The sequence below is a fragment of the Cyanobium sp. T1G-Tous genome, from assembly GCF_024345455.1.
Lineage (GTDB): Bacteria > Cyanobacteriota > Cyanobacteriia > PCC-6307 > Cyanobiaceae > Cyanobium_A.
In genome coordinates this window covers 59,475-85,360 of record NZ_JAGQBD010000010.1, presented here as the reverse complement: position 1 = coordinate 85,360, position 25,886 = coordinate 59,475, and the positions used below count along the sequence as shown (strand labels likewise).

Annotated in this window: 29 protein-coding genes and 1 pseudogene; 15 read left to right on the top strand and 15 right to left on the bottom strand. The window is 57.3% G+C overall.

Features of this window, described 5'->3' with window-relative positions:
• Positions 1–188 (top strand): annotated as a pseudogene (locus tag KBY75_RS07725) (photosystem II q(b) protein); the annotation flags it as partial.
• A 193-nt stretch (positions 189–381) separates the two neighbouring features.
• Here the strand turns inward: KBY75_RS07725 and KBY75_RS07720 are convergent.
• From KBY75_RS07720 to KBY75_RS07695, 6 genes are all read right to left on the bottom strand, one after another.
• Positions 382–1,452, bottom strand: a complete 1,071-nt coding sequence (locus tag KBY75_RS07720) for a type III polyketide synthase (protein ID WP_255023550.1) — start codon at positions 1,450–1,452, stop codon at positions 382–384.
• A gap of 6 nt (positions 1,453–1,458) precedes the next feature.
• A complete protein-coding gene (locus KBY75_RS07715; RefSeq protein WP_255023549.1) occupies positions 1,459–2,640 on the bottom strand; it encodes an NAD(P)/FAD-dependent oxidoreductase in 1,182 nt (393 codons plus the stop codon).
• Positions 2,624–3,304 carry a methyltransferase domain-containing protein gene (locus KBY75_RS07710; RefSeq protein WP_255023548.1) on the bottom strand — a complete coding sequence of 227 codons (681 nt, stop codon included), beginning with the start codon at positions 3,302–3,304 and terminating at the stop codon, positions 2,624–2,626. The genes KBY75_RS07715 and KBY75_RS07710 overlap by 17 nt, the downstream gene beginning before the upstream one ends.
• A gap of 223 nt (positions 3,305–3,527) precedes the next feature.
• A complete protein-coding gene (locus KBY75_RS07705) occupies positions 3,528–3,764 on the bottom strand; it encodes a chlorophyll a/b-binding protein (protein ID WP_255023547.1) in 237 nt (78 codons plus the stop codon).
• 175 nt (positions 3,765–3,939) lie between these two features.
• On the bottom strand, positions 3,940–4,083 hold the full coding sequence (locus tag KBY75_RS07700) for a chlorophyll a/b-binding protein (RefSeq protein WP_254936949.1): 144 nt from the start codon (positions 4,081–4,083) through the stop codon (positions 3,940–3,942).
• Between the two features lie 111 nt (positions 4,084–4,194).
• Positions 4,195–4,917 carry a peroxiredoxin-like family protein gene (locus KBY75_RS07695; RefSeq protein WP_255023546.1) on the bottom strand — a complete coding sequence of 241 codons (723 nt, stop codon included), beginning with the start codon at positions 4,915–4,917 and terminating at the stop codon, positions 4,195–4,197.
• A gap of 165 nt (positions 4,918–5,082) precedes the next feature.
• Between KBY75_RS07695 and KBY75_RS07690 the strand changes: the two genes are divergently transcribed.
• The 5 genes from KBY75_RS07690 to KBY75_RS07670 all read left to right on the top strand — a co-directional run bounded on the left by KBY75_RS07690 (position 5,083) and on the right by KBY75_RS07670 (position 8,484).
• Positions 5,083–6,063: an SDR family NAD(P)-dependent oxidoreductase gene (locus KBY75_RS07690; protein WP_255023545.1), complete on the top strand. Its 981-nt coding sequence runs from the start codon at positions 5,083–5,085 to the stop codon at positions 6,061–6,063.
• 50 nt (positions 6,064–6,113) lie between these two features.
• Positions 6,114–6,341 (top strand): hypothetical protein, encoded by a 228-nt coding sequence (locus tag KBY75_RS07685; RefSeq protein WP_254936946.1) that lies wholly within the window; start codon positions 6,114–6,116, stop codon positions 6,339–6,341.
• Between the two features lie 75 nt (positions 6,342–6,416).
• Positions 6,417–7,127: a hypothetical protein gene (locus KBY75_RS07680; protein WP_255023544.1), complete on the top strand. Its 711-nt coding sequence runs from the start codon at positions 6,417–6,419 to the stop codon at positions 7,125–7,127.
• Positions 7,128–7,203: 76 nt separating this feature from the next.
• The gene (locus KBY75_RS07675) at positions 7,204–7,893 is read left to right on the top strand and encodes a DoxX family protein (protein WP_255023543.1); all 690 of its coding nucleotides are present in this window, start codon (positions 7,204–7,206) and stop codon (positions 7,891–7,893) included.
• 27 nt (positions 7,894–7,920) lie between these two features.
• Complete coding sequence (locus KBY75_RS07670; RefSeq protein WP_255023542.1) at positions 7,921–8,484, top strand: pyridoxamine 5'-phosphate oxidase family protein; 564 nt, start codon at positions 7,921–7,923, stop codon at positions 8,482–8,484.
• Positions 8,485–9,021: 537 nt separating this feature from the next.
• Here the strand turns inward: KBY75_RS07670 and KBY75_RS07665 are convergent.
• On the bottom strand, positions 9,022–9,456 hold the full coding sequence (locus KBY75_RS07665) for a DUF1499 domain-containing protein (RefSeq protein WP_255023541.1): 435 nt from the start codon (positions 9,454–9,456) through the stop codon (positions 9,022–9,024).
• A 107-nt stretch (positions 9,457–9,563) separates the two neighbouring features.
• On the opposite strand from KBY75_RS07665, the gene KBY75_RS07660 reads away from it, so the two are divergent.
• The 4 genes from KBY75_RS07660 (at position 9,564) to KBY75_RS07645 (ending at position 15,746) form a co-directional block, all read left to right on the top strand.
• Positions 9,564–11,090: a deoxyribodipyrimidine photo-lyase gene (locus KBY75_RS07660; protein ID WP_255023540.1), complete on the top strand. Its 1,527-nt coding sequence runs from the start codon at positions 9,564–9,566 to the stop codon at positions 11,088–11,090.
• Between the two features lie 161 nt (positions 11,091–11,251).
• Positions 11,252–12,688 (top strand): DUF3365 domain-containing protein, encoded by a 1,437-nt coding sequence (locus KBY75_RS07655; protein ID WP_255023539.1) that lies wholly within the window; start codon positions 11,252–11,254, stop codon positions 12,686–12,688.
• Between the two features lie 2 nt (positions 12,689–12,690).
• Positions 12,691–13,995, top strand: coding sequence for a GGDEF domain-containing protein (locus KBY75_RS07650; RefSeq protein ID WP_255023538.1), 1,305 nt, complete (start codon positions 12,691–12,693; stop codon positions 13,993–13,995).
• Complete coding sequence (locus KBY75_RS07645; RefSeq protein ID WP_255023537.1) at positions 13,992–15,746, top strand: GGDEF domain-containing phosphodiesterase; 1,755 nt, start codon at positions 13,992–13,994, stop codon at positions 15,744–15,746. Before KBY75_RS07650 ends, KBY75_RS07645 begins: the two co-directional genes overlap by 4 nt.
• Positions 15,747–15,792: 46 nt before the next feature.
• Here the strand turns inward: KBY75_RS07645 and KBY75_RS07640 are convergent, their stop codons facing one another.
• The gene (locus KBY75_RS07640; RefSeq protein WP_255023536.1) at positions 15,793–16,248 is read right to left on the bottom strand and encodes a thiol-disulfide oxidoreductase DCC family protein; all 456 of its coding nucleotides are present in this window, start codon (positions 16,246–16,248) and stop codon (positions 15,793–15,795) included.
• Positions 16,245–16,484 carry a hypothetical protein gene (locus tag KBY75_RS07635; protein WP_254936936.1) on the bottom strand — a complete coding sequence of 80 codons (240 nt, stop codon included), beginning with the start codon at positions 16,482–16,484 and terminating at the stop codon, positions 16,245–16,247. The genes KBY75_RS07640 and KBY75_RS07635 overlap by 4 nt, the downstream gene beginning before the upstream one ends.
• Before the next feature lie 83 nt (positions 16,485–16,567).
• On the opposite strand from KBY75_RS07635, the gene KBY75_RS07630 reads away from it, so the two are divergent.
• Both KBY75_RS07630 and KBY75_RS07625 read left to right on the top strand, forming a co-directional pair.
• Entirely contained in the window at positions 16,568–17,020 is a 453-nt protein-coding gene (locus KBY75_RS07630) for a secondary thiamine-phosphate synthase enzyme YjbQ (protein ID WP_255023535.1), read from the top strand.
• Positions 17,021–17,044: 24 nt separating this feature from the next.
• Positions 17,045–17,509, top strand: a complete 465-nt coding sequence (locus KBY75_RS07625) for an HIT family protein (protein WP_255023534.1) — start codon at positions 17,045–17,047, stop codon at positions 17,507–17,509.
• Position 17,510: 1 nt separating this feature from the next.
• Here the strand turns inward: KBY75_RS07625 and clpB are convergent, their stop codons facing one another.
• Positions 17,511–20,141: an ATP-dependent chaperone ClpB gene (clpB, locus tag KBY75_RS07620; RefSeq protein WP_255023533.1), complete on the bottom strand. Its 2,631-nt coding sequence runs from the start codon at positions 20,139–20,141 to the stop codon at positions 17,511–17,513.
• A 290-nt stretch (positions 20,142–20,431) separates the two neighbouring features.
• Here clpB and KBY75_RS07615 point away from each other — a divergent pair, with 290 nt between their 5' ends.
• Positions 20,432–21,505, top strand: coding sequence for a hypothetical protein (locus KBY75_RS07615; RefSeq protein WP_255023532.1), 1,074 nt, complete (start codon positions 20,432–20,434; stop codon positions 21,503–21,505).
• A gap of 75 nt (positions 21,506–21,580) precedes the next feature.
• Positions 21,581–22,303 carry a hypothetical protein gene (locus tag KBY75_RS07610; protein WP_255023531.1) on the top strand — a complete coding sequence of 241 codons (723 nt, stop codon included), beginning with the start codon at positions 21,581–21,583 and terminating at the stop codon, positions 22,301–22,303.
• On the opposite strand, the gene KBY75_RS07605 is transcribed toward KBY75_RS07610, so the two are convergent.
• Positions 22,285–22,587: a hypothetical protein gene (locus KBY75_RS07605; RefSeq protein ID WP_255023530.1), complete on the bottom strand. Its 303-nt coding sequence runs from the start codon at positions 22,585–22,587 to the stop codon at positions 22,285–22,287. The two genes, KBY75_RS07610 and KBY75_RS07605, sit on opposite strands and share 19 nt — an antisense overlap.
• 59 nt (positions 22,588–22,646) lie before the next feature.
• On the opposite strand from KBY75_RS07605, the gene KBY75_RS07600 reads away from it, so the two are divergent.
• The gene (locus tag KBY75_RS07600; protein ID WP_254936929.1) at positions 22,647–22,853 is read left to right on the top strand and encodes a hypothetical protein; all 207 of its coding nucleotides are present in this window, start codon (positions 22,647–22,649) and stop codon (positions 22,851–22,853) included.
• Positions 22,854–22,972: 119 nt separating this feature from the next.
• Here KBY75_RS07600 and KBY75_RS07595 read toward each other — a convergent pair whose 3' ends face one another.
• The 4 genes from KBY75_RS07595 to hemE all read right to left on the bottom strand — a co-directional run bounded on the left by KBY75_RS07595 (position 22,973) and on the right by hemE (position 25,875).
• Complete coding sequence (locus KBY75_RS07595; RefSeq protein WP_106501929.1) at positions 22,973–23,314, bottom strand: c-type cytochrome; 342 nt, start codon at positions 23,312–23,314, stop codon at positions 22,973–22,975.
• 115 nt (positions 23,315–23,429) lie between these two features.
• On the bottom strand, positions 23,430–23,759 hold the full coding sequence (locus KBY75_RS07590; RefSeq protein WP_254936928.1) for a plastocyanin/azurin family copper-binding protein: 330 nt from the start codon (positions 23,757–23,759) through the stop codon (positions 23,430–23,432).
• Between the two features lie 50 nt (positions 23,760–23,809).
• Entirely contained in the window at positions 23,810–24,820 is a 1,011-nt protein-coding gene (locus KBY75_RS07585; protein WP_255023529.1) for an NAD(P)-dependent oxidoreductase, read from the bottom strand.
• Complete coding sequence (gene hemE, locus KBY75_RS07580; RefSeq protein WP_255023528.1) at positions 24,817–25,875, bottom strand: uroporphyrinogen decarboxylase; 1,059 nt, start codon at positions 25,873–25,875, stop codon at positions 24,817–24,819. Before hemE ends, KBY75_RS07585 begins: the two co-directional genes overlap by 4 nt.
• Positions 25,876–25,886: the final 11 nt, after the last annotated feature.

Below are 25,886 nucleotides of genomic sequence, written 5' to 3'. Positions count from 1 at the left end.
ACGGTTTCAACTTCAACCAGTCGATCCTCGACGGCCAAGGCCGTGTGGTGAACACCTGGGCAGACGTTCTCAACCGCGCTGGTCTGGGTATGGAAGTGATGCACGAGCGCAATGCTCACAACTTCCCCCTGGACCTGGCTGCTGCTACTGCCACCCCCGTGGCACTGACCGCACCTGCAATCGGTTGATAGTCAACAGCCCAGCTACGGCTGGGAAATAACGGAATCCCAAAAGCTCCCTCTCACCAGGGGGCTTTTTTATTGGCTGGGTAGTTGTTGCGCAAGTTGTTGCCCAATCTGTTGCACAACAAGCTGGGCAACTAGCTTGGATGGAGAACAGTTGGCAGTGCTTCAGGCCCTCCGCCGGTGGTCAGAGACGCAATCAGATGGGCTTTTGCACCATGAGCAATGCCGCTTCCACTGTTAGACCGGGGCCGAAGCCCAAAGCCAGACATGGGCCGTCGTGGCGCGCCGAGGTGCGCAGTCGCTCCAGGATGAACAAAATAGTTGCCGACGACATATTGCCGAAATGGCGTAATACCGCAGTGGAGAGATCGATCTGGGCGGGTTGCAACCCAGCGCTCTCTAGTACCGCCCCAAGGATGCGGGGGCCGCCTGGATGAACGGCCCAGGTTTTTACTTCTGGCAGCGTCAGACCCATGCCCGTCAGCCACTGCTCCAGCCACGGGCGCAGCTGGGCGGCGATGCGACTGGGGACTTTGGATGAAAGAACCATGGAAAAACCATGATCTTCAATGATCCAGCTCATCAGATCTTCAGTGCCGGGCAGCACCGTTGAGGATGAGGCGACTAGCTCCAGGCCTGTTTTATTGGTTGAGCCCACACGAGAGCCATCGGCAGCTACCGCCACCACCGCGCCGGCACCATCAGCGAATAGGGCATTGGCCACGATGTGGTCGGGGTTCCAGCCCTCCTGCAAGTGCAAGCTGCACAACTCCACTGCACACAGCAGCACGCAGGCACTGGGATCAGCTTCCACAAAGGCCCGTGCCACCCGCAGTCCGTTGAATGCCCCGTGGCAGCCCATGAAACCCACATGAGTTCGGGCCACATCCATCGCTAGTGGCAGTTTGGCGATTAAGGCAAGATCGAAGCCAGGGGCACCGAAGCCCGTGCATGAAACGGTGATCAAGTGGGTGATCGTGCTTGCCTCGATACCGGCATCCTTAAGCGCTAGACGGGAAGCCTCTAGGGCTAGCTCAAGCGCTGCCGGTTGGTAGCGCCTCATCCGCTCAGCCGTTGAGGGGTTGCTGGAGTCAGGCAGGGGAATGCAGTGGCGGTGCATCACCCCTGAGCGTTGGTAGATCCTCTCCAGCAGGCGTTGTTGACGGGGGCTGGCGTTGCCCATCTGCGGTGCAAGGGCCAGGGCTTCTTGCTGGCTGATGCGCCTTTTAGGCACCGCAGTGCCAAGACCAATTAAGGACAAGGGCATGATCGATCAGGCCGTCGAGCAGGGCAGGGCGGGCCTTTGCAGATGCCCAATCATGGAGCTGGCGGCTGAGGGGAAGCTCCCCGCCAGCCTGTGCAGGCCCCAGCTGATCCTGGGTTGCCGCAAAACCACTGCCAGCACTTGGCATGATCTCTGCCGCTGTTTGACCCAACGGCGGTGAAGGTGCCGCCATTCCGTCTCAATCGCGCCATCCCACTGCTCCCTTCCTCGCAGCACAAGCGGTAGGGCAGCTAACGAAGAGGTCAGAGCCCAGCCCATGCCTTCGCCGGTGAAGGGCTCCACATAGCCGGCGGCATCACCGAGCAGCAGCAGCCTGTGGCCCGCAAGCGGAATTGTGCGACGGCTGAGCGCTGCGGTGAGTTGCCAGGCTGCCTCTTTCAGGCCAGGCAAGGGCGCAAAGCCCGCTTCAGCAAGGATATTTTGGCAAAGCAGGGCCGCTCCACCACCGGAGCGCAGCATGGGCCGATCGAAGGCACATGCCAGGTTGATTTCCCCGCTCTCGGTTCGCACCAGACCCACATAACCGCTTCGGCCCACAGCCATTTGCAGCACACCGGGTGGGAGCGCGGCAGCTTCCCCTGGCAATACACAACCTGCGCCAATTCGACTGTGGGGCTCGATGCTGGTGCTGATCTCAGCCTCGTCATCGATGGCGCGGTGGCTGAGACCCGCCGCGATCAACACCACCTTGGCGCTGACACTCCGCCTTGCAGTGCCTTTTTGCAACAACACTTCCCGGTCTGCTTCTAAGCCGGTGGCGGCGGCGCCCAGCACGGCTCGGGTGCCCGTCAGCACCGTGGTACCAGCAGCAACAGCTGCTTCCAGCAGCGCCTGATCGAGGCGAGAGCGGGACAGGACCCGGCCAGCTCCCAGGGCGATCGGGCTCACCAGGCCAGCTACCCCCAACTGCAGCCGCTCAAGGGATAGGCCTCCCTGGTCTGTAACTAGGTCGGCAAGTCCTGCGGCTTCAAGTGCTGCAAGGGCCTGGGGGCTGAGGCAGGCCCCACAGACTTTCCAACGAGGGAAGAGGCGCTGCTCAACCAGCAACACGCGCACGCCGCGACTGGCCAGACCATGGGCGGCAAGGGCGCCGGCTGGTCCAGCACCCACTACCACCACATCCCAGCAAGGCGAAATATGCAACGGTCCGAGTTCAGGCGTTGGCTGCATTACGGCTCCAGGAGAGCAGGAAGCGCTCGGGCCAGAACTTGGTGATCTGGGCACCCACTAGGCCAGCCGCTGCGGCCAGCTGAGCCACCTCGTCGAGCTGAAAGGCACCCCCCACCGAGAGAGGTCCATCGATATGAACGATCGGTGAGCGACTCAGCAGTCGGGTGCCGATCCAGGTGAGCAACAGATCAATGTGGCTGCGGATTAGGTCGTGCACCAACAGCTGGTCGAGGGTGGCGGCGGCCATAGAGCGCAGCAGGCTTTCGGCATCGACTTCCGTGAGGTGATGCAGAAACAACGAGGTGGTGATTAAGTGATAACCGCCAGGAAGAGGGGAATTTATTGCGTCGGTTTGGAAGAAATGAGTCTCCAATCCCTCCGCCTCAGCGGCTTCCCTTGCCAGGGAGACAGCTTCAGCGCTGATGTCACAGCCATGCACCACCAGATCAATCCCCTCCCGCTTTGCCATGCGACTAATGGCACGCACCGTGTCGCCCCCACCGCAGGCCACATCTAGGAGGCGCAACCGCCGAGCGGGATTCAGTATTGCTAAGCGACGGATATCAGGAAAGAAGCAAGCAGCGCTGCGGGTCATCGCATTTATGCGGCCCAAGCCAAGCAGGGCTGCTTGATGAGCCTGGGGATCAAGACCTGGCTGATCCATCAGCTCTGGCCTCAGCTGTCGCTGACCAAGCTGACTCCATAACTGGGGCAGGGGCACTGTTAGGGCCGCTTGGAGATCAGCGAATTTTGGCTGCAAATTTCCCAGTTGGTTGAAATCTTCTACCAATTCTAGGAATGTAAAGGCCAATAACAGCTAGACGTTGACAACCTGACAAAGAGTGGGGCTGATAATTTTCTGCAGCGCAGTGCTGCAGTTAGATAGTTTATAAACAGAAGGGAAGAAACTGGGTGCGGCAGGTTGCGTAAACGTCTACCAGCGCTGTGAGTCCGATTTGATGGGCGATGCCGGAACCAGTAAGCCCTTCGGTAATGATGCCGATTACAATACCCAACATTGCTGCCCGGCCATTAAAAAGTTCGACTCTTTTGAGTTGTTCCAATAGAATCAATTCTTCGGCCCGATGCTTAAGCCATTCACGACCAGCTGGAGTGTTTGTCATTATTTGCCGCGAAGATGAAGGAATTAGAAGCTCAACGATGCTGAGGGTCGCGACTACCTGGATCGCGGGCTCAGATCAGTGGGGCGACTGAGCACGTATGTGGTCATACCACCAAGCACCACCACAAGGGCGATCACGGTAAAAATTGCAGCGGTGTAATCGGTTTCCATGGTGATCAACCCAGGCCGAGTTGGGAAAGGATGCCTTGGCCGGTGAGCAGCTCAGTGCCGAGGCCGATTACGAAACCGAGCATGGCGAGGCGACCATTCCAGGTCTCCGCAAACTCAACGAATCCGAAGCGGGAAACAGTTTCGGGCATGAGTCTTGTGATTTATTACCGTAATTGTAACGCAATGTGAAGAGGGCCTGTTGGGGTGAGGTCCCGTGGGCTTCTGCCGGATTCGGCGCTGTCTGTGCAAGCCGTTAATAGTCAGTCGAGGTATGGATCCAGGAAGCTGAGCGGCCTTGCCATCGATGCCGAGAAGCCGAGGATGCCGCGGTCCTTGTGGCTGTACAGCAGGCTGTTGTCTTCCTCCAGCAGGAAGGTGCCACCGCGCTGGGTAAGAAAGTCGTCGCAGGGTACATAGGTGCGCCAGTTGCCCAACACCTCGCTCATGTTGCGCAGGCGGACCGTGGCCAGTTCGAAGGGGCGCTGGAATCCGGTACCGCCAGCCTTAGCAAAGAACGAACCTTTAATTGGCGGCAATGGGCCGGCTTGGATAGTCTCCTCGTCGCCGATTCGCTGGGGAGCCGCTCGATCGCCCGTGTACCCGCGCAATACCTCGGCCAAGGTGCCTGGGGAACCGATGCCGGCGCACATCAAAAGCAGGTTGGGCCAGGGGCCGCCGATCTGCTGCAGACCCTGGTAGAGGCCCAGGGCACGGTGCAGCTTCGGGTCTGCATCCACCTGCAATAGCTCGCGGGGAAAGCCTGTGAACTCGCAGAAGCGATCGGCTCCTGCGGCCTGGCCGATGCCGATGGCCAGCACGGCGATCCCGGCAGTCTCCAGCTGTGGCAGGGCGGGAACCAGGGCCTGGGCGTATTCGAGGCTGTCGAAATCCCCCAGCTGGGGTAGCAGAAGCACCAAACGGCGTTGTCCCCTGCCCATCCCCGCAACGCCAGCTAGCCGCTCCACAAGTTCAGCGGCTGCCATGGGCTTGGTATCTGAGCCCGGGGAATCTGGGGCTAACTCGCTGCTGGACATGGGGATCGCTGCGCTGTTGAGGTAGCCATCGTGGCGCCGAGCCGGCGAAGATCCGGCTGCCTGGCGATCCATCTTTTTAATCAACAGAATCGGGTGTTGCCGGGAACAGGAGCTATGGCAGTTGAGGAGCGCAGGGCTGGAGCCGCGCGCAACATCCTGCTAACTGGTGGCAGCTCCGGGATCGGCTTTCAGGCGGCAACCCTGCTGCTCCAAGCTGGCCACCACCTCATCATTCCCTGCCGGGATGGGACCACCGCCTCGCTCCTGCGCCAGCGCCTGAGCGGCAGCATCGATACCCCTACCTGCGATCTGGCCGACCTGAGCAGCATCGGTCGCTGTGCTGAAGCCTTGCTGGCAAAGGGCGAGCCGATCGACACCTTGGTGCTCAACGCTGGCTTGCAGTACAGCGGCATGGTCGAGCCCCGCTGGTCGGCCCAGGGGTTTGAGCTCACTATCGCCGTCAACCACCTAGGCCACCAGGCCCTGCTGCAGCAACTCTTGCCCCTTTTGATCCGCGGTACAGCACCTCGCTTGGTGGTAACCGCATCAGAGGTGCATGACCCCACCAGCGCCGGAGGGAAAGTGGGTCTCCCGGCTGGCCTCGGGGATCTTGCTGGCCTGCGCCAGGGCCCTGGCTCGCTAATGCTGGATGGCAGCAGCGGCTTTAATGCCGAGAAGGCTTACAAAGACAGCAAACTCTGCAACCTGCTGATGGCAAGGGAGGCGGAGCGGCGCCTAAGGGAGCAGGGCACGCTGCTGCCCGTACTCGCTTGGAGCCCGGGGCTGGTGATTCCGCGCAGCCAGGGTGGCTTCTTCCGCTACAGCCGCAGCCATAACCCCTTGGGCCAGGCCCTTTTCGCCTTCGTTGCCCGCGACCTGCTGCGGCTCACCGAAACTCCCCAGAGGGCTGGCGCCATGCTGGCAGGTCTCGCTGATGGCTCAAAACCGCACGCCAGTGGATTTCATTACTTGAGCAATCGAGTTGTGGGGCCAGGTCGGCTGCGTTTTGAGGCCAGCCAACCCAGTGCGGAGGCGTGCTCCGATCCATTAGCGCGGCTGTTGTGGGATCTCAGCGCCGCAGCAGCAGGCCGCTAAGCCACGTTTCATATTTCTTCATATTAAGATTCAGCAAAGCGGAAAGTCCGATGAACGATTTGCTGGCAGTCATTTATTTGGTTTTCTTTGCGGCCATCGCTGGCGGCGCCTTTGCTCTGATGTCCCAAAACTTGCGTAGTTCCCAGCAGGGAGATTCCCTTCAGGCCCCTCGTAAACGCAGCAGGGTTCACCCAGAGGCTCCCCAGCCAGGCGATGAGGTGCTTTACGTCGACTTCAGCCGCGAGCGTTTAGAGCAGATCTATCAGCAGACCCCTTGATTTTGGAAATAAATGCGTAGTAAGTGAAAGTTTGGCGAAACGGACTTAACCTGCGCACTTAATAAATTCCCATAAATGGGTATTTCCGTGGCAGCCGCTGCTCCGCCCCCAGATGCGCCGCTTCACCAGCAAATGGACTGGTTGGGCACGCAGATATTGGCATTCGGCAGTGAACCTGGTGAGTTGCGCTTTGACAGTGATGCCTTAGCCGAGGAAATCGGCCTCACTGTGAAACTCATCTGTTTTGAGGCCCGCCAAATCAGCCAGCCTTTTGCCCATCGTGCCCACTGCTTGCTGGCAGGTCGGATGGCAATCAGCGCAGCAACTTATGTGCCCTTAGTTGCCAGCACCTCGGATCACAGTGACAGCACTCTGGAAATCCCCTACTTCGGCAGCACCCGTTTTCGCATTGAGGGCAAGGACTGGTTTGATCGGGCTGGCCAGCAGGCGATCTATCTGCCAGGTCAATCCTTTTCTGTTGAGACCGGCCACTTCAATGGCTTGCTCTTCAACCTCAACCCCCAGCGGCTGGCCACGACTATTAGCGAGGTCAGCCGCCACCGCGTGCCGCTCGAGCTGGCAGAGCGCTGGGTTCAACGGCCTGTGGCGATAAACCTGGCTGACCCCCGCGTAAAGCACCTTCAGCGCCATTTAGAAAGCGCCCTCCAAAACCTTGCCCTGCTTCACGGCATAGGTTCCGGCCATCCCGATGCGCCTTTAGCTCTTGGAGTTGAAACACTGGCCTACCGCTCCAGTGCCCGCATGATCGTCATTGCCCTGGGATAGGGCCTAGGCAAACGCGACTGGGCGCTTCACGTTTCTTCATCAAGCTTGCCAAGATTGGAGAAGAAATCAATTCACCATGTCCACGCCCCTGCTTCTTGAACTGTTTGGAGGCTTCTTGGCTGCCTGTATGGCCCTTTGGTTTGTGGCCCTCAGCCGCCCTGCAGATCAACCGGCTGCAGCCCAGAGCCCTGAGAATGATCTATGGATCACTACTGGCCAAGTCCAACGGATTCGTTCCTTTCTAGAGGCCTATGTGTTGAAGCCAGGTGGGGTTGCGTCGCTTGGCCTGCTGCTGCTTCGCTTGGCTATCGGCGTGATGATGATTCACCATGGCCATGAAAAACTGGCTGATCCACAGCAATTTGCCAATACCTATGTGGCATCTCTGCACCTGCCATTCCCCTTGTTTTTTGCCTATGCAGCTGGCTTCTCAGAGCTGATCGGCAGTTGGCTGGTGATTCTCGGCTTGCTGACTCCCGTTGGAGCTCTTGCCCTCACCGGCACAATGACAGTTGCTGCCTACCAACACATCCTTACCGCAGGGCTCAACATTTATGTACTCGAGCTGGTAGTCCTCTATTTGGGCGGCAGCCTTGCCCTGTTGCTTGTTGGTCCTGGCCGTTTTTCATTTGATGCCGGCATGCTTCCAGGTCTGCTCGTTAAGCCAGCTGTTCGTATTAAGCCAGAAACTTCTGCTCCCTCAGCTGGCATTTCAGGATTGGCACCTGCTTACGTGCCAATCAAAGCCAGCAACTCAAACCGCTGAATCTGCTGGCTGTTTTGCCTCGGCTTAATGGATAGCCTGCCCCCATGGCGCCCCCTCTTGCGAGCTGCCCTGCGGAGGGAGGGCAAATCCCCTAATAGCCGCTGGCTGCAACTTGCAACTGTCGGCTGCGATGGCACCCCCAGGGTGCGCACCTTGGTGTTTAGGGGCTGGTCAGCTCCAGCGGTTTTGGATTTGTTCACTGATGGTCGCAGTGAGAAGGCCAGCGAGCTGCGAAATTTGCCAGACGCGGAAATCTGCTGGCTTTTGCCTCGGGCACGCAGCCAGTTTCGATTGCGCTCAAGGCGCTGCCAGCTTCCTGCAGCGGAGCTGCTGATCCAGCGGCAGCACCACTGGCAAAGCCTCACCCCTTCCGCGAGGGCCTTATGGGGCTGGCCTGAGCCAGGAATTCCCCTTGAGCTGGAGGCAGCCTTTCCCCAGGAACTTGGCGACACCACACCGATGCCGAGTCACTTTGAACTGCTGAGCTTTGAGGTGCATCAGGTTGAGTTACTGGAACTTGGCGGGCAACCACACCGGCGCAGGCGCTGGTGCGCCTCTGGCTCCTGGTCTGAAGAGCTGCTGAACCCTTGATTCGGCCATTTGGGAGTGATCCATCACACCCAGCTCCTTTACGGAGTACCTTTTACTTGGTAAAAGCGCAGCTGTATGCGAATTACGCAGTGAAACGGTGAGCACCTGGTTGCCCTAACGGCACTAGAGGCATCTAGTTTGGTAGATGCCTGTGCCCTGTTGGTATTGGCTTCTGAGGCTGCTCCCCCGGAGGCCTTACCCCCTGTCTTGGCAACTCTGCTTGGTCAGTTGTTTGACGGCTTGAAGTCAGCCGCTGAACCAGCAAAGCCCGACCAAAAGCATCCCTCAACGCCTCCCTGTTGAACAAAATCGGAGTCGGCTTGCGATGAAGGTTTCTCATCACGGCGATCATCATCTGATCTGCCTCAGTTCCGAGGAGGTTGGCCTACTGGTTGATCTTTGCCACGCTGGAGCTTTTTCGGACCATCTGCCTCGCTCTGCCGCCAGACAGCAACGCCTTCATAACTTCCTTTGGCAGGTTCAACAATCGCTGCTACTAGGTGTCCAGCAGCGCTGGGGACGCCGGGCCAGCTGATTTTATACCCGTGGGGCTGGATTGAGTGCTTGTCGCAGAATTTCTAGGCGTTTGCTGTTGACCCCCAGATCTGAATCGCCAAGCCGCGAGACTGATCGAGCCTGGAGAATTCCATCCTCAGTATCGGCGTATAGCTCCAGATCGTCGACGAAGCCAAACAGGGAGCTTGTTGCGGTTGCGTGCAGATAGCCCTCAGCTCGCTCCACAATCTCGGTACCGGCCATAGCTTCAATCACGGGAACCAGGCTTTCGAGGGCGCTTTGGGGAGTATCTCCGCTTCTCTGCTCGATAGGCCAATCCGCCCTTGCGCAGTGTGCTGGCGTGGGACAAGGGGCTAGGGCGCCGTCGTGCACGCCCAGTTCGATTGGTATCGGACCAACGATGTGAAACAGGGCCAGGCTCAGCACTACGGCCAGATGCTGCAGCAGATAGATCATCGCGGGCTCAGGTGGGGGAGATGGGTAGATGCCACCGTAACCAGGTTGGCTCGACTGGCTGACTCCAGATTGATTAAAATTTCGGAGCGGTTTTCCTCTTTGATGCCATGGGGCCGCTTCAAATCGTTTGGTTCAAGCGCGATCTACGCAGCTTCGATCACAGGCCCTTGTTGGAGGCGTCGCTGCGGGGACCAGTCCTGCCGCTCTACGTGGTGGAGCCAGACCTGTGGAGCGAGCCAGACAGCTCCGCCAGGCAGTGGGAGTTTTGCCGCGAATGCCTTGTAGAGCTGCGAGAGGTCCTTGCCGGTCTTGGCCAACCACTCGTGGTGCGCATCGGTGCGATTGAGCAGGTGCTGGATCGGGCCCATCGCCAGTTTGGAGTAGCTGGCTTGTGGAGTCACGAGGAAACTGGCAACGGCTGGACCTACGCCCGCGACCGGCGCGTTGCCGAATGGGCCCGCCTGCACGGCATTGAATGGCAGGAGATTCCGCAATTTGGCGTCACCCGGAGGCTCAGCAAGCGAACGGGTTGGGCAAAGCGCTGGGAGCAGCGCATGGCCGAGGAGCTAAGCGCCGCGCCACCCAGTCTCACCCCGCTGCCCCGGCTCGACCCCGGTCACTTGCCCATGGCGGCAGAGCTAGGACTTGAGCCCGATTCCTGCCCTGGGCGGCAAAAGGGGGGGCGATCCCAAGGCTTGACAACCCTCGCTTCCTTCTTGGATCAGCGCAGCCGCTCCTACCAAGCTGGGTTGTCTAGTCCCAATACGGCAGACGTCAGCTGCTCGCGCCTTTCGCCCCATCTCAGTTGGGGCAGCTTGTCGATGCGGGAGGTAGTGCAAAAAAGCCGCCTGCGACGCCAAGCCCTCGCGGTAGTCCCCTGGCGGCGTTCCCTGCAGCGCTTTGATGAACGCTTGCACTGGCATTGCCATTTTATCCAGAAGTTGGAATGCCAGCCAAGCCTCGAATACAGCGAGCTCCATCCCCTCACTGCTGGCCTGCGTGAAAGTAATCAGGAGCGTTTGGCAGCCTGGGCAGAGGGGCGCACGGGCCTTCCTTTTGTGGATGCTTGCATGCGCTCTCTGAACGCAACCGGTTGGCTGAATTTCCGTATGCGGGCGATGCTGCTTTCCGTAGCCAGCTATCAGCTGTGGATTCCATGGCGGGAGAGCGGCGTACATCTCGCTCGTCAATTCGTCGACTATGAACCTGGTATCCACTGGAGCCAGTGTCAAATGCAATCTGGCACCACCGGCATCAATACAATCCGTATATACAACCCGCTAAAGCAGGGTCTAGACCACGATCCTGAAGGGGTCTTCATCCGCCGCTGGCTGCCCGAGCTGGCGGCTGTTCCGCCGGTGTACCTGCACACTCCCTGGACCATGGATGGCCGCACCCAGGCCCGGCTTGGCATCGAGATCGGTCGCTCCTATCCGCTGCCGCTGATCGATTGGAATAATGCGGCTGCAGTCGCACGCGATCGAGTCTGGGCCCTACGGCAGCAGCATGGCTTTGCGGCTACTGCTGATGAGATCCAGCAGCGCCACGGTTCACGGCGTTCCGGTCTGCGCTCTAGCCGCAGAAGGCTGAGCAAAGAAACCTCTGGGCAGCTCAGCTTGGATCTGCCGGGCTGAAGGCACGCATGCGAACCGATGTTTTCCAGCAGCGGTGGTCCCTCCCCTCCTGAGACCGTTGATATGGAGGCTGCCCCCTTGCCGAGGGATGCGATTATCCCCTCCCCCAACTAGGATTTAGGCACCGTCAAGGCAAGGAACAGATCAGCAATGGCAGTGCGATGAGCTGGCCGTCTAGGTTGTTATCAAAACTGATAAGGTTTGTTGGCAGGCCAGGCTTCGTTTTGGTGTTGCTAATTCTTAGCCTCGTTGGCCTTCCTTTTGTGATGGTTAACAGTCTTGCTTCGGCGACTGTAAAACAGATGGAGCTGCAAGCCGATGAGATTTCCACTTTGGCTACTGGTATTCGCAGTTACTATGCCGATAATGTAGTTGCACGCTTGCAACAAGCTGACGGCCAAGCTGTATTTACTGAAAATTACCGTGAAGTCCATGGGGGCATTCCAATACCTGCAACATTGTCCATTGAATTGGGGGCATTGTTTGATAGTGCCCATAGTGATGGTCGTATAAATTACGCTTTTCTGTCTGACTATCCGTTTGCGAAGAGAGATGTCCCACCACTTGATAGTTTCGAAGAAATGGCTTTACAGAGCCTACGCAAGGATCCTAACAAGCCTCGTATAGTTAGTCTTGAGCGCCCACTTTTTAGATCTGCTACATATAGACTTGCTACACCTGTATTTATGAGGCCAGCCTGTGTAACTTGCCACAATCAGCATCCTGATTCACCCAAGCGAGATTGGAAGGTTGGTGACGTTCGTGGCATTCAGGAGGTAACTGTGCGTGGCATTCAAGTTGATGGATTCGGCCAGATTGGATATTTAGTTGGCTATGTAGCCTTGCTTGGGGTTGTTTCTGTTGGAGCAGCGGCAACCTTTCAGCGGCAAAATAAAATGCTTTCAGTTAATAACCTACGACTTAAAGAAGGTAGTCAAAGAGAGGTTGGCTTGTCTGATAAGTTGCGCCAACAAGTCCAAGAGCTATCACTTCTTGGTTCTGTTGTAGAGAATGCAACTTTTGGAGTTTCTATTGCTGACATGAGACGAGATGATTATCCTTTGATCTACGTTAACGAAGCCTTCTCTAAAATAACAGGCTATCCTAAGGATAAAGCGGCTGGTTTCAACTGCAGGTTTCTGCGTGGACCAGACACAGACCCCAATACCACTGCTGAGATTTCCAGGGCTATTCAAGAAGGCCGTTCTTTTACATGTGAGTTAGTAAACTATAGATTAAATGGTGAACGATTCTGGAATAGATTAACAATTTATCCATTCGGTGGAAAGCCTGGTAAGCCTGATTTCTATGTTGGCAATCAGGTCGATATCACGAATATTAGAACGCTTGGACAAGCTGCTGTTGATAGATTAGCTTCACTAAAAACACCTCTTGATAATGCATCTCAGCAAGTCAATCATGCCTTGTCAATGATGCAAGATATGCAGTTTTGCGGCAATGATATAAATTTAAACCAACTTGACCTTGAGAAATTCTTAAAAGCTGAAAATGGTTTATTGGCTCAGGTTAAGGCAGAACTTGAAGCGCTAACCCTCATTGCAAGCGAACAAGATTTATCGGATACCGCGGAAATTTAACAGTGATCGGCGAACTCCTTCCGGCCTCTAATTTTCTTTCGAGCATAAAATCTCGCGCTTTTTTTGTTTTCTTGCGGGTTGGAGTTGCATCATCGCTTTTAATGTCAGCAGGTTTGGCATCTCATCTCCTGCTTGAGTCAAACAGAGAGGTGATCAGCCATGCTTACGAGATAAGATCTATTGTATCTACCTTTTTGCGTCTTGATAAGCCTTCGTTCTCTGGAGACGCTGCCTTATTGTCTCGGTACAGACTTCAGCACAACGACGATCTCAAGGAGGGAATCAACTATATTTTAGTACTTGATTCCGAAGGACGTATTGTAAAGAGTAGTCGACCTGCCTGGAACCGTCTTTTAATTGCAGATCCAATGCTGGCAAGATCTGAATCTGACGATTCCCAGTTTCGAGCGATCCGTAATTGCTTTATTGAAAATACTTCAAACTCTGCCATCTGTTTCAAAAATCATATTGGCTTTTACCTACCATTCGCCGGTAGTTTTACCCTAGCGTTGCCTGTAAAATTTATTCTTAACGATCGGGGTTTGCGACAAGATAATCATTTGGTCGTAATAAACTTTGACCCGTCAATTACCTCTTCTGGATTTGCAACAGACTTATTATTAATTGCTTTGTTTAGCTTTGTGTTTTTAGGATTGGTTTTTCTGGCATTAGCTTTTGCCCTGTATTCGCGTCTTGCCCCAGTATTGCGTAGATTCATTGATATTGATAATCTCACCGGATTGTTGAATCGTCGTGCATGCATGGATATGGGCATGCGCCTTTTGTCCCATGGAGAAGCAAATCAAGTTCCCTATGTTTTGGGCATTCTCGATTTGGACAATTTTAAAGCAATAAATGATGCCTATGGACATCAGTGTGGTGATTTTGTGCTTCAGGAGGCTGCGGCAATCTTGAGAAAATCTCTGTATGGAAATGATGATTTGTTGGCACGCTTGGGTGGCGAAGAATTTTTTGTTATTGCTCAATGTTCTTCTGCTCATGGCTTGATAATGATGGATAGATTGCGAGCGGCTGTTGAACAGCAATTGATCCAATGGCAAGGTAGACAGATCAAGTTGACAGTAAGTATTGGTGTGGTTAGCTCAGAGCATTTTGGGTATAATTTGAACCACTTATATGCTCAGGCTGATGCTGCTCTTTATCGCGCCAAGGAAATGGGGCGCAATAGGGTATGCAGCTCATCATCAGTACAAGACAACGTATTATATAATCCATGGTCGCCAGGCAAAGCATGGGCCGACTCCTTTAGCCACCATTTTGAGCCAGGTTCAGAATCAGATTCATGAGTAGTAAATACCAGGCTTCTGATCGCTTCGATGTTGTTTGTGACCTCGCTGAGGCCATCACTGGCTCAGAAGCGGCACGGGTTCTTCTTGCTAGCGTACCTCTGCCATCCAGCGAAGTTTTGGTGATCGATGGAACGGGTCGTGATTCACGACTCGATTCTCTTTTGATGCCAGATAGTGATAAGCCTGTAAATTTTTATGCACGCTTTCCCTTAATTAGTCGGACAGACTTTGCTCTTGGTTCACTATGCCTTTACGATAGTGCCTCTCGTACCCTAGATCCCCGCAGTCATGCAGCAATGCTATGGCTAGCTACTCAAACTGTTTCAATCATTGAGGCTGATTTAGCTCCAGCTCTAGCTAAACCGCAATCATCGGAAGAGCAACGGGCTCTTGATCTTCTCATTAGTAGAGGTCAATTGTTGCGTCAACTCGATCGCTTATTGGAGCTTGAGTTGCACCCTCCTTTCGCTTTAGTACGTTGCCAGCTCAAGGGCTATGGGAGTATTAGCGCCACCCTAGGAGGCCGACCCGCGGAGGCCTTAGTGAATGAGGCGGCGCGTCGCTTAATTAATGCTGTGCCTAAGACGGCTTATCTTGCTCGCTTTTCTGATTCGCAGTTCATTTTCCTGATATCTGATCTAAGTGATGAGAATTCTGTTGTTCCAATTGTCACGCGCATAATTGACCTTTTCGTTGAACCCTTTAGGATTGCTGAGCATCGCGTTCCGTTGTCTGTAGCCATTGGCATCACCCTGCAGCAGGGTTCATATTCTGATCCTGAGGATATGCTCGCCGACGCAAATATGGCTTTGCGTATTGCCAGTCGACATATTCATAGCCAATATCGTTTCTTTGATCTAGAGACGAGACGTCTAGCGCGTGAAAGTTATGCCCTCGAGGCTGATGTGCGCTTAGCTATTCAGCAAAAGGAAATGATCCCTTTTTTCCAGCCGATTGTTGATCTCAACTCTGGTGAACCAATGGGTTTTGAGGTTTTAGCACGTTGGCCCAGAGCTGATGGCAACTTTGTATCTCCCTCTGTATTCGTTCCTGTCGCTCGCTCGGTTGGACTAACAGCCGAGCTTGATTTGCAAATAATTGAAAAAGCTCTGGAGCATGCGGGAACTCTCTCTCGTGTTGTGCCATGGCGCTCCATGGTGCTAAGCGTTAACTTATCAGCTAATCTGCTTGATGATTTGTTGATGCGCCGTCGGTTTTTGCAGTTGATCGACGATCATCAGCTCCCGATGGGATGGTATTTGCAAGCTGAGATTTTAGAGGAGTCTCTGCAGGATGCCACCTCGGGATTTGATGAATTCCTTCGCCATTTATCCGAGCGCCAAATTCGTATTACTATTGACGACTTTGGTACTGGTTACTCCTCCTTGTCCCGGTTGACAAGTATGCCCATAAATGGATTTAAGATTGACCTGAGTTTTGTGCAACTTCTTGACGACCCAGTGAGGCCAAGTAATAAGCTTGTATCAACTATGGGGGCTTTGGCTGATGATCTTGGTCTGAGTACCACCGCTGAAGGGGTTGAGACCCAGCGTCAGAGGACTTGGTTGATAGACCGAGGTTTTCGTCTTGCTCAGGGATTCCTTTTCGCGCCTCCTATGTCCTTAGGGGATGCGATGAGCTATCTCGAGAGTTTGCGACTGCGCAGTTCTGCTATTGCAGTTGAGTTAGATCCACCACCTTTGCGGTTTAGGGATCGTTTGCTTCGCTTTTTGCTAAATCCTTTTTAGTTGTTAGCCGTTGAGTGAGCAGATACTCTGCTTGGTCCACGACTCATTAGTCGATACGACATGAGTCATTGCGCTCTTGGCAGAGGCTTTCCAAGCTTGGTCGTCCAGTGATTCGCAGCCTCATATCCGCCCAAATGCCGTAGGCAAGGTTTGTCAAGGGGCGGAGCAGGGGCCACTGAGTTGGTGCATAAAGCCAGCCCAAGCCGATTAGGTCGTAGGCCCGTCTAAACACCTCGACGTCTCGCAGCACTGCACCACTGGCATCGATTGCGTGGATGCGCCCCATAGCTTCTCTGTAGCTGATGCCGGAGTAGCTATCTGGATTGTAGTCGGCCTGATCGATGTCCACGAAAGCGAGTTTCAGCTGCTCCCCATGGCGCTGCCTGTCTTTGCGGCCCAATAGCTCCACCTCCCGGAGGCACAGGGGGCAACCCCCGTCGTAGAGGACGGTAAGAGCTGGGCAATCGGATGCCTTGAAATATTTGTGGCTAGAAGAGTTCACTTTTTGCGGCAGTAGTTTCCGCCTACGTTCATCCAGCCTTCAGCGCAGGCCTTGCCATTGGTGGGCTGCACCGTGTAGGTCATCAGCCCCAGGGTGCTGCACTTGCCATTCAGCATGTCTACGTACCCCAGGGGGCAGATGTCGCCTAGTTTGGGGACCTGGCGCTGGGCTTGGGCGGCTGGGGCAACTACTGCCAGGCCCGGTAACACGATCAATAAAGAAAGTAATATGCGCATGGCAGAGCACCTCAGGACCTTTGATGGTTTTAAACCAATCCTAGGCGGAATGCTAGGCATGATCTGATACATATTCAATCTGTATGCTTCGCCAAAGCCTTGAGACCCTGCGGGTGGTGACCCTAGGTGAGGGCTTTACCGATCTCACCGGCCGACTTAATGCCGCCTTGGTCTCTAGCGGCATGGAGCAGGGGCTGCTCAACTTGGTGTGTCTGCATACCTCTTGCAGCCTAACTATCAACGAAAACGCCGACCCGCGCGTACTGCGCGACCTTTCCGGCTACCTGCGAGCTCTCGTGCCCGAGGAGGGCATCCGTCCTGTCAGCGGTCAAGGGGAACTGCGCCCTTACGTACACGCTGATGAAGGCACCGATGATATGCCGGCCCATATCCGTACGGCTCTCACCACCAGTCAGCTAAGCCTTTCCTTTGAGGCTGGTCGTCTGTTGCTAGGCACCTGGCAGGCTGTTTATCTGTGGGAGCACCGCCGTCGCGGCAGTGAGCGGTTGCTGACGCTGCACCTATTGGGTTCCTAGAGCTCCATTCGTTTGAATCGATCCATGAGCAGTACCCCTTGTCCTATCTGCAAACTTCATGACGATCAAGCAGCGCGGGGGGCCTATGAAATCGGTCGCAGTTCGCATTGGCTGTTGCGCCACCATCCCGACCCCGCCCCCCTGGTTGGTTGGCTGCTCCTAGATAGTCTCCGCCATGTAGCGGGACCGGCTGATTTCAATGACCAGGAGGCAGCCTCCTGGGGGCTTGCCGTGCGCTATGCCAGCTCTTTGCTTAAAGAGCAGACCGGCTGCGACAGGGTTTATGCGATTGCTTTTGGTGAGGGTGCGCCCCATTTGCACCTCCACCTAATTCCCCGCTTTATTGGCGATCCCCGCACCAGCGCCTGGTTGGTGGCAGATCACTACCGAGCAGTAGCAGCTGCAGAGCTGCAGCCCGCTCCTCCCGAGCAGCTGACGGACCTGGTAAATCGGGCCCGCAGCAGCTTTTCGCACCTACTTTTGGAGTGAGCTACACCAGCACAGGTAACTTGGCTGGCTCGCTTTGCTGGAAGCGCAGCTTGCGCACCTCGCCTTCAGTTTCAACATCAATCGCGATCGTGTGGCCGCCGGTGAATACACCAGCGAGGATTCCCTTGGCGATTGGGGTTTCCAGCTCCCTTTGGATGGCCCGCTTGAGTGGACGGGCGCCATACACCGGGTCGTAGCCCACACCGGCAAGCCAGTCGAGGGCATCAGCGTTGAGTTGCAGGCCTAGTTTTTTGTCCTCCAGCCGCTTGGCCAGCCGCTGCACCTGCAGCTCCACGATCTCGCGCAGTTCCTCCTGCCTGAGGCTGTGGAAGATGATCGATTCATCCAGTCGATTGAGGAATTCAGGCCGGAAGTGACCCCGCAGAGCCTCATTCACCCGGGCTTCCATCTCACCGTGGCGGGCTGGATCACCGGCCAGATCCAGGATTGAGGCGCTGCCGATGTTGCTAGTGAGGATCAGCACCGTGTTGGTGAAGTCCACCGTGCGGCCCTGGCCATCGGTGACGCGGCCGTCATCGAGGATCTGCAGCATCACGTTGAACACATCGGGGTGGGCCTTCTCCACCTCATCGAACAGGATCACCGCATAGGGCCGGCGTCGCACTGCTTCGGTGAGCTGGCCGCCTTCCTCGTAGCCCACGTAGCCCGGAGGCGCTCCGATTAGCCGGCTTACGGCGTGCTTCTCCATGTATTCGCTCATGTCGATGCGCACCATCGACTCCTCTGAATCGAACAGCTGCGAGGCCAGGGCCTTGGAGAGCTCAGTTTTGCCCACGCCGGTGGGGCCAAGGAATAGGAAGCTGGCAATGGGGCGGTTGGGATCGCTGAGTCCGGCGCGCGAGCGCTGAATCGCATCAGCTACGGCGGTAACAGCTTGCTGCTGGCCGATAACCCGAGTGTGCAGCTCCTCCTCCAGGTGCAGCAGCTTCGCCATCTCGCTTTGCACCAACTTGGCCACGGGGATGCCGGTCCATTTGGCAATCACCTCGGCGATGTCGTCTTCGGTGACCTCTTCGCGCAGCATGGTTTTATCGCTACCGCTGGCATTAAGCGCTTCTTCTTTGGCTGCCAGTTTCTTGTGCAGCTCGGCCAGGGTGCCGTATTCCAGTTCGGCGGCCTTGTTGAGGTCGTAGTTGCGCTTGGCTTGCTCCACTTGCAGCTGCACCTGCTCGATCTCTTCTTTGATGGCGCCCAGCTCATCGATCGAGCTCTTTTCTGCCTGCCACTGGGCATTAAGGGTGCTCTGCTGTTCGCTTAGATCGGCCAGCTCCTTCTCCAGCCGCTCGAGCCGATCCTTGCTGGCAGGGTCCGATTCGCGCCCCAGAGACAGCTTTTCCATCTCCAGTTGCAGGATGCGGCGATCGAGCTCGTCGATCTGCTCCGGCTTAGAGGTGATCTCCATCTTTAGTCGGGCGGCCGATTCATCCATCAGATCGATGGCCTTGTCTGGCAGGAAGCGATCGGCGATGTAGCGGCTGGAGAGCACGGCTGCTGCTACCAGGGCGTTGTCGGCGATGCGCACGCCGTGGTGCACCTCATAACGCTCTTTCAGGCCCCGCAGGATTGAGATTGTGTCCTCCACCGTGGGTTGATCCACGAACACCTGCTGGAAGCGGCGCTCTAGGGCTGGATCTTTTTCGATGTGCTGGCGGTGCTCATCGAGGGTGGTGGCGCCGATGCAGCGCAGTTCGCCCCTGGCCAGCATGGGCTTGAGCAGGTTGCTGGCATCCATGGCGCCGCCGCTGGCACCGGCCCCCACCACCGTGTGGATTTCGTCGATGAACAGCACGATCTGGCCCTCGGAGGCGGTGACCTCCTTGAGCACGGCCTTGAGCCGCTCCTCAAACTCACCGCGATACTTGGCACCGGCGATCAGGGCGCCCATGTCCAGCGACACGAGTTGGCGGTTCTGCAGGGCCTGCGGCACGTCGCCATTGACGATGCGCTGGGCTAGGCCCTCGACGATGGCGGTTTTGCCAACGCCGGGCTCGCCGATCAGCACCGGGTTGTTCTTGGTGCGGCGGCTGAGGATCTGGATCGTGCGGCGGATCTCTTCATCGCGCCCAATTACCGGATCGAGCTTGCCCTCGCGGGCTGCGGCCGTGAGATCCCTGCCGTATTTCTCCAGGGATTCGTAGGTGCCTTCGGGGTTCTGATCGGTCACGTTTTGGGATCCGCGGATGGCATGTACGGCTTCTTTGAGTTTGTTGGTGCTTGTGCCCGCTTGAGATAGCAATTGCTTGCCGCAGCGGTCGTCGATCGCCAGCGCCAGAAGTAGGTGCTCAATCGCGATGTAGCTGTCGCCGTAGGACTGTTTGAGCTCCTCGGCCTGGTCAATAACGGTATTGAGCCCCTTGCCCAGATAGACGTTGTCGGGCGGCGCACTAAGGCTTGGCTGAGCGAGGATCCAGGCCTCAACCTTCTGGCTGAGGGTGCCCACATCGACGCCGGCCTTTTCCAGGATGCGGCCGGCCAAGCCCTGCTGGCTTAGCAGGGCGGCGAGCAGATGCTCACTTTCCATCTGCTGCTGGCGCCGCTGCTGAGCCAATTGCTGGGCCGCCACCACGGAGGCCCAGGCTTTTTCGGTGAAAAGTTCGGCGGTGGGATGCATGGCCACTTGCCTCGTTTGAGCTGCTGGATCAACCGTATGCCCGTTGTCACAATTCAGCTGCGCGGAGAACCGAACGGATTGATTCGGTCCTCCGCAGAGCTGGCGGGAAACCTCCAACGCGGCCTGCCGTTGTAATTAGTTTCAACACTTCGCGCCCATCTGCAGCGTTCAGGATTTGCCATCACAAGCATCCAGTATTTCTCTGTAACGGATCCCTGCAGTTACTGGTGCTTGCAGAGCTACTGATTAGTAAGGAGTCAAATTCAATAGCTGGATGATCCAGCCAGCTGATGAAAAATTGGTGCGCTCTCGGGGTTTCGGTGTTGTTGTTGGGGGTAATTGCAACCCCTGCCGTGGTGGAAGCCCGAGGTGGTGGCGGCGGCGGCGGCGGTGGCGGTTTTCGGGGTGGCGGTGGTGGTGGAGGTTTTCGCGGTGGTGGTGATTTTTCTGGCGGTGGCGGGGCTTACCGCTTCAGTTCTCCTCCAGCTGAAGCAGCCCCCCGGATGGATACTGCACCAATTGAACGGGAATCCAGTGGTGGTGGCGGAGGCGCGGCTGATCGTCCCGCTCAGCGCAGTCTGGATCAGGGCTATCGCGGTAGCCATCCCCTCTATGGCGCTGGTAGCCGTACCCCATGGACCGGTCACAACGTTTCGGCTGATCAGTTTCGGCGCTACAACCAAAGCGGCTGGTCCAATGATGGGATAAGCAGAAGTTTCGATAACGACCGCTTTAATCGACAGTTCAACCAGGAAAATAATTTCTACAGCCGAAACTATGGCGGCTGGAACGACAACTGGGCCAATGGTGGCTACTGGGGAAGCCGCCCCTGGGGTTACGGCTGGTACAACTGGAATTCAGACACCTGGGGCTGGTGGGGTGGATCCTCACTTGGCTGGGGGGTGGCAGCTCTTGCCGGTGCTGAGGTGATCACGAATCTGGTGAATAACGCCTCTGAACAACAGTCCTCGGTCATTGATGTGCCCGACAGCGACTATCAACTCAACTACGCCAGTGTTGATTCGGTGGGCTCAGGTGGCGCCGACTTCAGCTACGCGGTAGCCGGCAGTGCCCCGCTGAAGGGGGCCGCCAACTGCCAGCAAGGCTTGCTGGGTGGCCAGGTGCCCAGCACTGCAGCCCAGGCGCAATTGCTCAATGCCGCTTGCCAGGTGGCTTACGGACCTGATCCGAAGGGCACCCCCCTGCCGGAGAGCCTGGCTGGCCGGCTGCCGGGCTGGTCCCGCGACCTGCTCCTGTTGGCCCTCGGGGGCGGCATCGCAGTTGCGGCATGGAGGCTGCTTCGCTGTCGGCGTCCCCCTTCTTCTAAGGGTGGCGAGCACCATGCGCCTGTCACCAGCGGCTGAAGTTGGCCAAGCCGATTTCTCCTTCAGCTCTACTTACCTTTCCTTTTCCCTTCCCTTCCCCTCTTTCCTGTTGCCATGACCCTGAGACGTTTCCTGTCGGCCACCCTCAGTGCTGGATTGCTGCTCACCACGATTGCTATCCCCCAATCGGCTGAGGCCCGTGGTGGTGGCGGCGGGGGCGGCTTCGGTGGTGGCGGTGAGCGGGCTGGTGGCTGGGGCGGTGCAGGCGCCGGTGGCCGCAGCTGGGGCGGCGGCAGCTACCACTTTCAGAACAACAACTGGCAGCGGGGCTACCAGGGCTATCACCCGATGTACGGAGACGGTGCCCGCAACAGCTGGGGGGGTGGCAATCGGATCAACGTCAACAACAACTTCTACAACCGCGATTACAACGGTTGGAACAACAATTGGCGCAATGGTGGCTACTGGGGCAATCGCCCCTGGAACGCCGGCTGGTACGGCGGCTGGGGTGGTTGGGGCTGGTGGGGTGCCAGCTCAGTGGGCTGGGGTCTGGCTGGCCTTGCCACAGGTGCCGTGATCACTGGCCTGGTGGATGGGGCGGCCAACAACAGTTCACCCGTGATTGTGGTGCCGAACACCAGCTACGAGCTCAACTACGGTTCGGTAGAATCGGTTGGTAGCTACGGCGCAAGCTTCAACTACAACGTCGATGGCAGCCAGTTGTTTGGTGCCGTCAACTGTCAGCAGGGTCTGCTCAATGGTCAGCAGCCTGGCACTGCCGACCAAGCCCAACTGCTTAATGCGGTCTGCCAGGTGGCCTACGGTTCCGGCAGCTGAATCACTCCTGCCTCGGCGCCGCACATGCGGAGCGGACAGCCATCCGCTCCGTAAACCGCGTCGGCGGGCGATAGGCAGCCCATCGCGTTCTTGGCCTGCACCTGATTGGGTTGGATGCGCCGGGGCTGGAGCAGTTTCTGGCTGGCGGGCACCACCAGTGGACAGGGGGGCTTAGGTAAGGCCTGAGCCTGGGCATGGCCTTGGAAGCTTCCCAGCAGCCCACCCCCTGCGATGGCAAGTCCCACCAGCAGTCGGGTCGGGGGCGAGAGGGTATGGGCTGCCATGCCGATGCACTAGTTCAGACTGAGCCCACTCTGGCCCCCCCGCATCGGGGATCGCTGCCGTGAACGACAACTGGAACGACTCGTTGATTGAGCAACTGGCTGCTGAGTCCCGGGAGTTTGATGGAACGGGTCGGGATCCGGAGCGCAACTGCTGGATGGCCGTGCATCGGTATGTGCACGGTGTGCTTCCCAGCGAATACGACATACGTGAGGTTCCTGAGGAGCTCTACCTGGCCGTGCTGGCTGTGCGCCGGCACCAGAGCTGAGATCAGTGCTGAATTTTCCCGGATGTTCGCTCGGCTTCGGTGGCCAACAAAAAACCCCGGCCTTGGCCGGGGTTTGCTGATGAACTAATTGGACATCAGTCCGGGAGAGCAGCCTTAGATCAGGCCCAGCCCTTAGAGGACATGTCTTCGACGTAGGCAGCGACATCGGCGATGTCACCTTCGCTGAGCTTGCCACCAAAGGCAGGCATGGCGTTCTTGCCGTTGGTTACCTGGTATGCAATGGCAGCTTCGTGGCCTTCGCTGTAGTTGGCCAGGTAGGCAGTCAGTGCATCCTGCTTAAGGGTGCGCTCGGCATTAACAACGTTGCCGCCACCCATGTGGCAAGCGGCGCAGTTGGCGGAAAAGATTTGGCCGCCATGGGCCACATCGGCAGCGAAACTCGGTGCAGCACCCAGCACGAGCGCCAGGCAGAGAGCGATCAGAGAGAAGAGACGGCGCATGGGGGGGCGCTTAAAAGCATGGGCAACTCGCCAAAATTAAGGCGCCAACCGGGCTCCTGTGACCTCTGGTAACCAGGTTCGAAACAATTGCCACAAAGTTGGCTGTGAGGTGGGATCAGCCAGGTGCCAAGACGTTGATTTCAGCGGTCATACCTGCTGCCCGATGGGGCTCGCACCAAATGGCATAACGGCCGGGCATATCAAATTTTTGCTCCCAGCTTTCGCCCACAGCGAAGCTGAGGGGTTCATGGCTCCATTCGGGATGGCCTGCGACGATCAAGTTGTGGGGGCCGAGCCCGCGCACTTCAAAGCTCACCGTGTCGCCTGCGTTGATCGTCAGATGCTCGGGTTGGAACACCAGAAAGCCTTCGTCGTTGCCCAGCCCCATCGAAACCGTGGCCGCCAGGGCTGCCTTTGGGCCGCCGCTAAGCAGCATCACCAACATGAGGCAGCTCAGCAGCAGCCTCCCGACCAGCCAAACCAGCCTGGGGTTATTCACCTGTGGGGCAGGCCAGCGGTTTCGAACACCGCTTGGAGCGTGGGTGCGTAGCTGACCAAGCCAAACCGTTCGGGTGGGCTTACGGGCTCGTGCACAAAGTGGCGCTGGCGAATTGAGAAGCGATCCCAAGCATTGACTTCAATCCGTAGCAGTTTGATCAGGGCTTCGATGAGCCAGCCTTGCAGGTCGATCCCAAAGGGTGGCTGCCAGCTGCGGCGCCAACGGCAGAGCTGGGCCACGGTGGCATTGACGCTGATAGGTGCCTGGCCGAGCACCAGGCGCCGAAGAGCTCCCTGGTTTTGCTCAGGATTGGGCTGATGGGGCTGGGTGGCCAAATGGGCGCACACCAGGGCTATGTCGGCGGCGTGGATGAAGTGGAAGCTGGCTTCGGCGCGCAGCCACTTGGCAAGCCACAACCAGCGGGTTGCCTCCCTAAGCCCGGCTGTGAGATAGCTGGTGGGGTGGCGGTCGCCTGGACCCACCTGCCCGCCAAATACCAGGGTGGGAAATACGGCCACAATTTTGGCTGCCAGGGGGTGGGCCTCCAGTTGTTGCAGACAGAGTGCCTTGGTTTGGATGTATTCAGTGCCAAATTCCGCTGCCTCGGGAAGCAGCTGCAACTGGCGATCCAGAATTGAGGCAGTGGAGAAGTAGATCACCTGCTCCAGCCATACAGGGCTGGTGAAAGCCAGCAGCTGCTTGACCGCGTCCACGTTCACCTGCTGGGCTCTGAGGGGATCGCCCCAGGCAGTGGCCGTGTGGATGATGCGAGTAGCGGTGGCGATCGCACCGGCATGGGCGGTCAGATCCCGCAGGTCACCGACCAGCAGCGTGACCCGGGGATCACCTGCTGAAACAACCGTGAGCTTGGCTGGATCACGGAGCAGGAGCAGCAACTCTGCATCGCTGTGGCGATAAAGCTGCTCGGTGATGTATTGGCCAACGCAGCCACTAGCCCCTGTGATCAGGATCCGCTGGGGCCGGGATCCTCCCGCGGGTCTGCTCAAGCCGCCGCTCCGATGCGCTCCATCACACTCTTGCCGGCTTCAAAGAAGGCGCGGCCGTTTTCTTCTGGAGTGCCCGGCAGGATGCCGTGGCCCAGGTTGAGAATGTGCTTACGGCCGCGGGCTTTACTCACGGTGTCGTCGATGCGGGCCTGGATGGCTGCTGGGGTGCCGAATAGCAATCCGGGATCCACGTTGCCCTGGACGCCAATGTGCTCGGGTAGGCGGGCCAGGCCCTCCGCCATGTCCACGGTCCAGTCGAGCGAAATGATGTCTACCCCTGTGCGTGCCATGCGCTCAAGCACGCCGGCGCTGCCGGAGATGTAGAGGATGAAGGGGGTATCGGGATGGGTTTGCTTAACCAGGTCCACCACCTTCTTTTGGTAAGGCGCAGCGAAGCTGTCGTAATCCATCGGGCTGAGCTGGCCGGCCCAGGAATCGAACATCTGCACCACCTGGGCGCCGGAATCGATCTGATAGCGCAGGTAGGTGGCAATTGACTCAGCGAAGTGGTCTAGGAGCTTGTGCAGCAGCTCCGGCTCTTGGAAGGCCATCGCCTTAATCACGGCGTAGTTCTTGCTGCTTTTGCCTTCCACCACATAGGCGGCCAGGGTCCAGGGGGCACCCACAAAGCCGAGTACGGCAGCTTCATTGCCAACCGATTGACGCAAGCGGGTGAGCACCTCACCCACAAACGGCATGCTTTCGGCCGGCTCCAAGGCTCGCAAAGCCCCTACTTGGGCAAGGTTGCGGATTGGGTCTTGGATCAGGGGCCCCTGGCTCTCAATGATGTCGAAGTTGATCCCCATACCCGGTAGGGGCGTGAGGATGTCTGAAAAGAGGATCACGCCGTCGGGTTTGAAGGCGTGGAAGGGCTGCATGGAGATCTCGTAGGAGAGATCTGGGTTTTCCGAGCGCTCGCGGAAACCGGGATGGCGGTCGCGCAGGTCCCGATAGACCTTCATGTAGCGCCCGGCTTGGCGCATCATCCAGACCGGAGGCCGCTCCACCTGCTCACCTCGGGCGGCGCGCAGCAGCAGGGGGGCGGTTTCTGTCATGGGTGCAAGCA

Excerpts from the sequence above, each read along its gene's own strand:
- KBY75_RS07700 (WP_254936949.1), bottom strand. The coding sequence starts at position 4,083 with ATGCCCGAAACTGTTTCCCGCTTCGGATTCGTTGAGTTTGCGGAGACC.
- KBY75_RS07720 (WP_255023550.1), bottom strand. The coding sequence starts at position 1,452 with ATGCCCTTGTCCTTAATTGGTCTTGGCACTGCGGTGCCTAAAAGGCGC.
- KBY75_RS07615 (WP_255023532.1), top strand. The coding sequence starts at position 20,432 with ATGAAAAATTGGTGCGCTCTCGGGGTTTCGGTGTTGTTGTTGGGGGTA.
- KBY75_RS07635 (WP_254936936.1), bottom strand. The coding sequence starts at position 16,484 with ATGCGCATATTACTTTCTTTATTGATCGTGTTACCGGGCCTGGCAGTA.
- KBY75_RS07695 (WP_255023546.1), bottom strand. The coding sequence starts at position 4,917 with ATGGCAGCCGCTGAACTTGTGGAGCGGCTAGCTGGCGTTGCGGGGATG.
- KBY75_RS07680 (WP_255023544.1), top strand. The coding sequence starts at position 6,417 with ATGGGTATTTCCGTGGCAGCCGCTGCTCCGCCCCCAGATGCGCCGCTT.
- KBY75_RS07590 (WP_254936928.1), bottom strand. The coding sequence starts at position 23,759 with ATGTTGGTGATGCTGCTTAGCGGCGGCCCAAAGGCAGCCCTGGCGGCC.
- KBY75_RS07655 (WP_255023539.1), top strand. The coding sequence starts at position 11,252 with ATGAGCTGGCCGTCTAGGTTGTTATCAAAACTGATAAGGTTTGTTGGC.
- KBY75_RS07675 (WP_255023543.1), top strand. The coding sequence starts at position 7,204 with ATGTCCACGCCCCTGCTTCTTGAACTGTTTGGAGGCTTCTTGGCTGCC.
- hemE (WP_255023528.1), bottom strand. The coding sequence starts at position 25,875 with ATGACAGAAACCGCCCCCCTGCTGCTGCGCGCCGCCCGAGGTGAGCAG.
- KBY75_RS07625 (WP_255023534.1), top strand. The coding sequence starts at position 17,045 with ATGAGCAGTACCCCTTGTCCTATCTGCAAACTTCATGACGATCAAGCA.
- KBY75_RS07610 (WP_255023531.1), top strand. The coding sequence starts at position 21,581 with ATGACCCTGAGACGTTTCCTGTCGGCCACCCTCAGTGCTGGATTGCTG.
- KBY75_RS07705 (WP_255023547.1), bottom strand. The coding sequence starts at position 3,764 with ATGACAAACACTCCAGCTGGTCGTGAATGGCTTAAGCATCGGGCCGAA.
- KBY75_RS07715 (WP_255023549.1), bottom strand. The coding sequence starts at position 2,640 with ATGCAGCCAACGCCTGAACTCGGACCGTTGCATATTTCGCCTTGCTGG.
- KBY75_RS07630 (WP_255023535.1), top strand. The coding sequence starts at position 16,568 with ATGCTTCGCCAAAGCCTTGAGACCCTGCGGGTGGTGACCCTAGGTGAG.
- KBY75_RS07670 (WP_255023542.1), top strand. The coding sequence starts at position 7,921 with ATGGATAGCCTGCCCCCATGGCGCCCCCTCTTGCGAGCTGCCCTGCGG.
- KBY75_RS07595 (WP_106501929.1), bottom strand. The coding sequence starts at position 23,314 with ATGCGCCGTCTCTTCTCTCTGATCGCTCTCTGCCTGGCGCTCGTGCTG.
- KBY75_RS07690 (WP_255023545.1), top strand. The coding sequence starts at position 5,083 with ATGGCAGTTGAGGAGCGCAGGGCTGGAGCCGCGCGCAACATCCTGCTA.
- KBY75_RS07605 (WP_255023530.1), bottom strand. The coding sequence starts at position 22,587 with ATGGCAGCCCATACCCTCTCGCCCCCGACCCGACTGCTGGTGGGACTT.
- KBY75_RS07645 (WP_255023537.1), top strand. The coding sequence starts at position 13,992 with ATGAGTAGTAAATACCAGGCTTCTGATCGCTTCGATGTTGTTTGTGAC.
- KBY75_RS07660 (WP_255023540.1), top strand. The coding sequence starts at position 9,564 with ATGGGGCCGCTTCAAATCGTTTGGTTCAAGCGCGATCTACGCAGCTTC.
- clpB (WP_255023533.1), bottom strand. The coding sequence starts at position 20,141 with ATGCATCCCACCGCCGAACTTTTCACCGAAAAAGCCTGGGCCTCCGTG.
- KBY75_RS07665 (WP_255023541.1), bottom strand. The coding sequence starts at position 9,456 with ATGATCTATCTGCTGCAGCATCTGGCCGTAGTGCTGAGCCTGGCCCTG.
- KBY75_RS07710 (WP_255023548.1), bottom strand. The coding sequence starts at position 3,304 with ATGGATCAGCCAGGTCTTGATCCCCAGGCTCATCAAGCAGCCCTGCTT.
- KBY75_RS07685 (WP_254936946.1), top strand. The coding sequence starts at position 6,114 with ATGAACGATTTGCTGGCAGTCATTTATTTGGTTTTCTTTGCGGCCATC.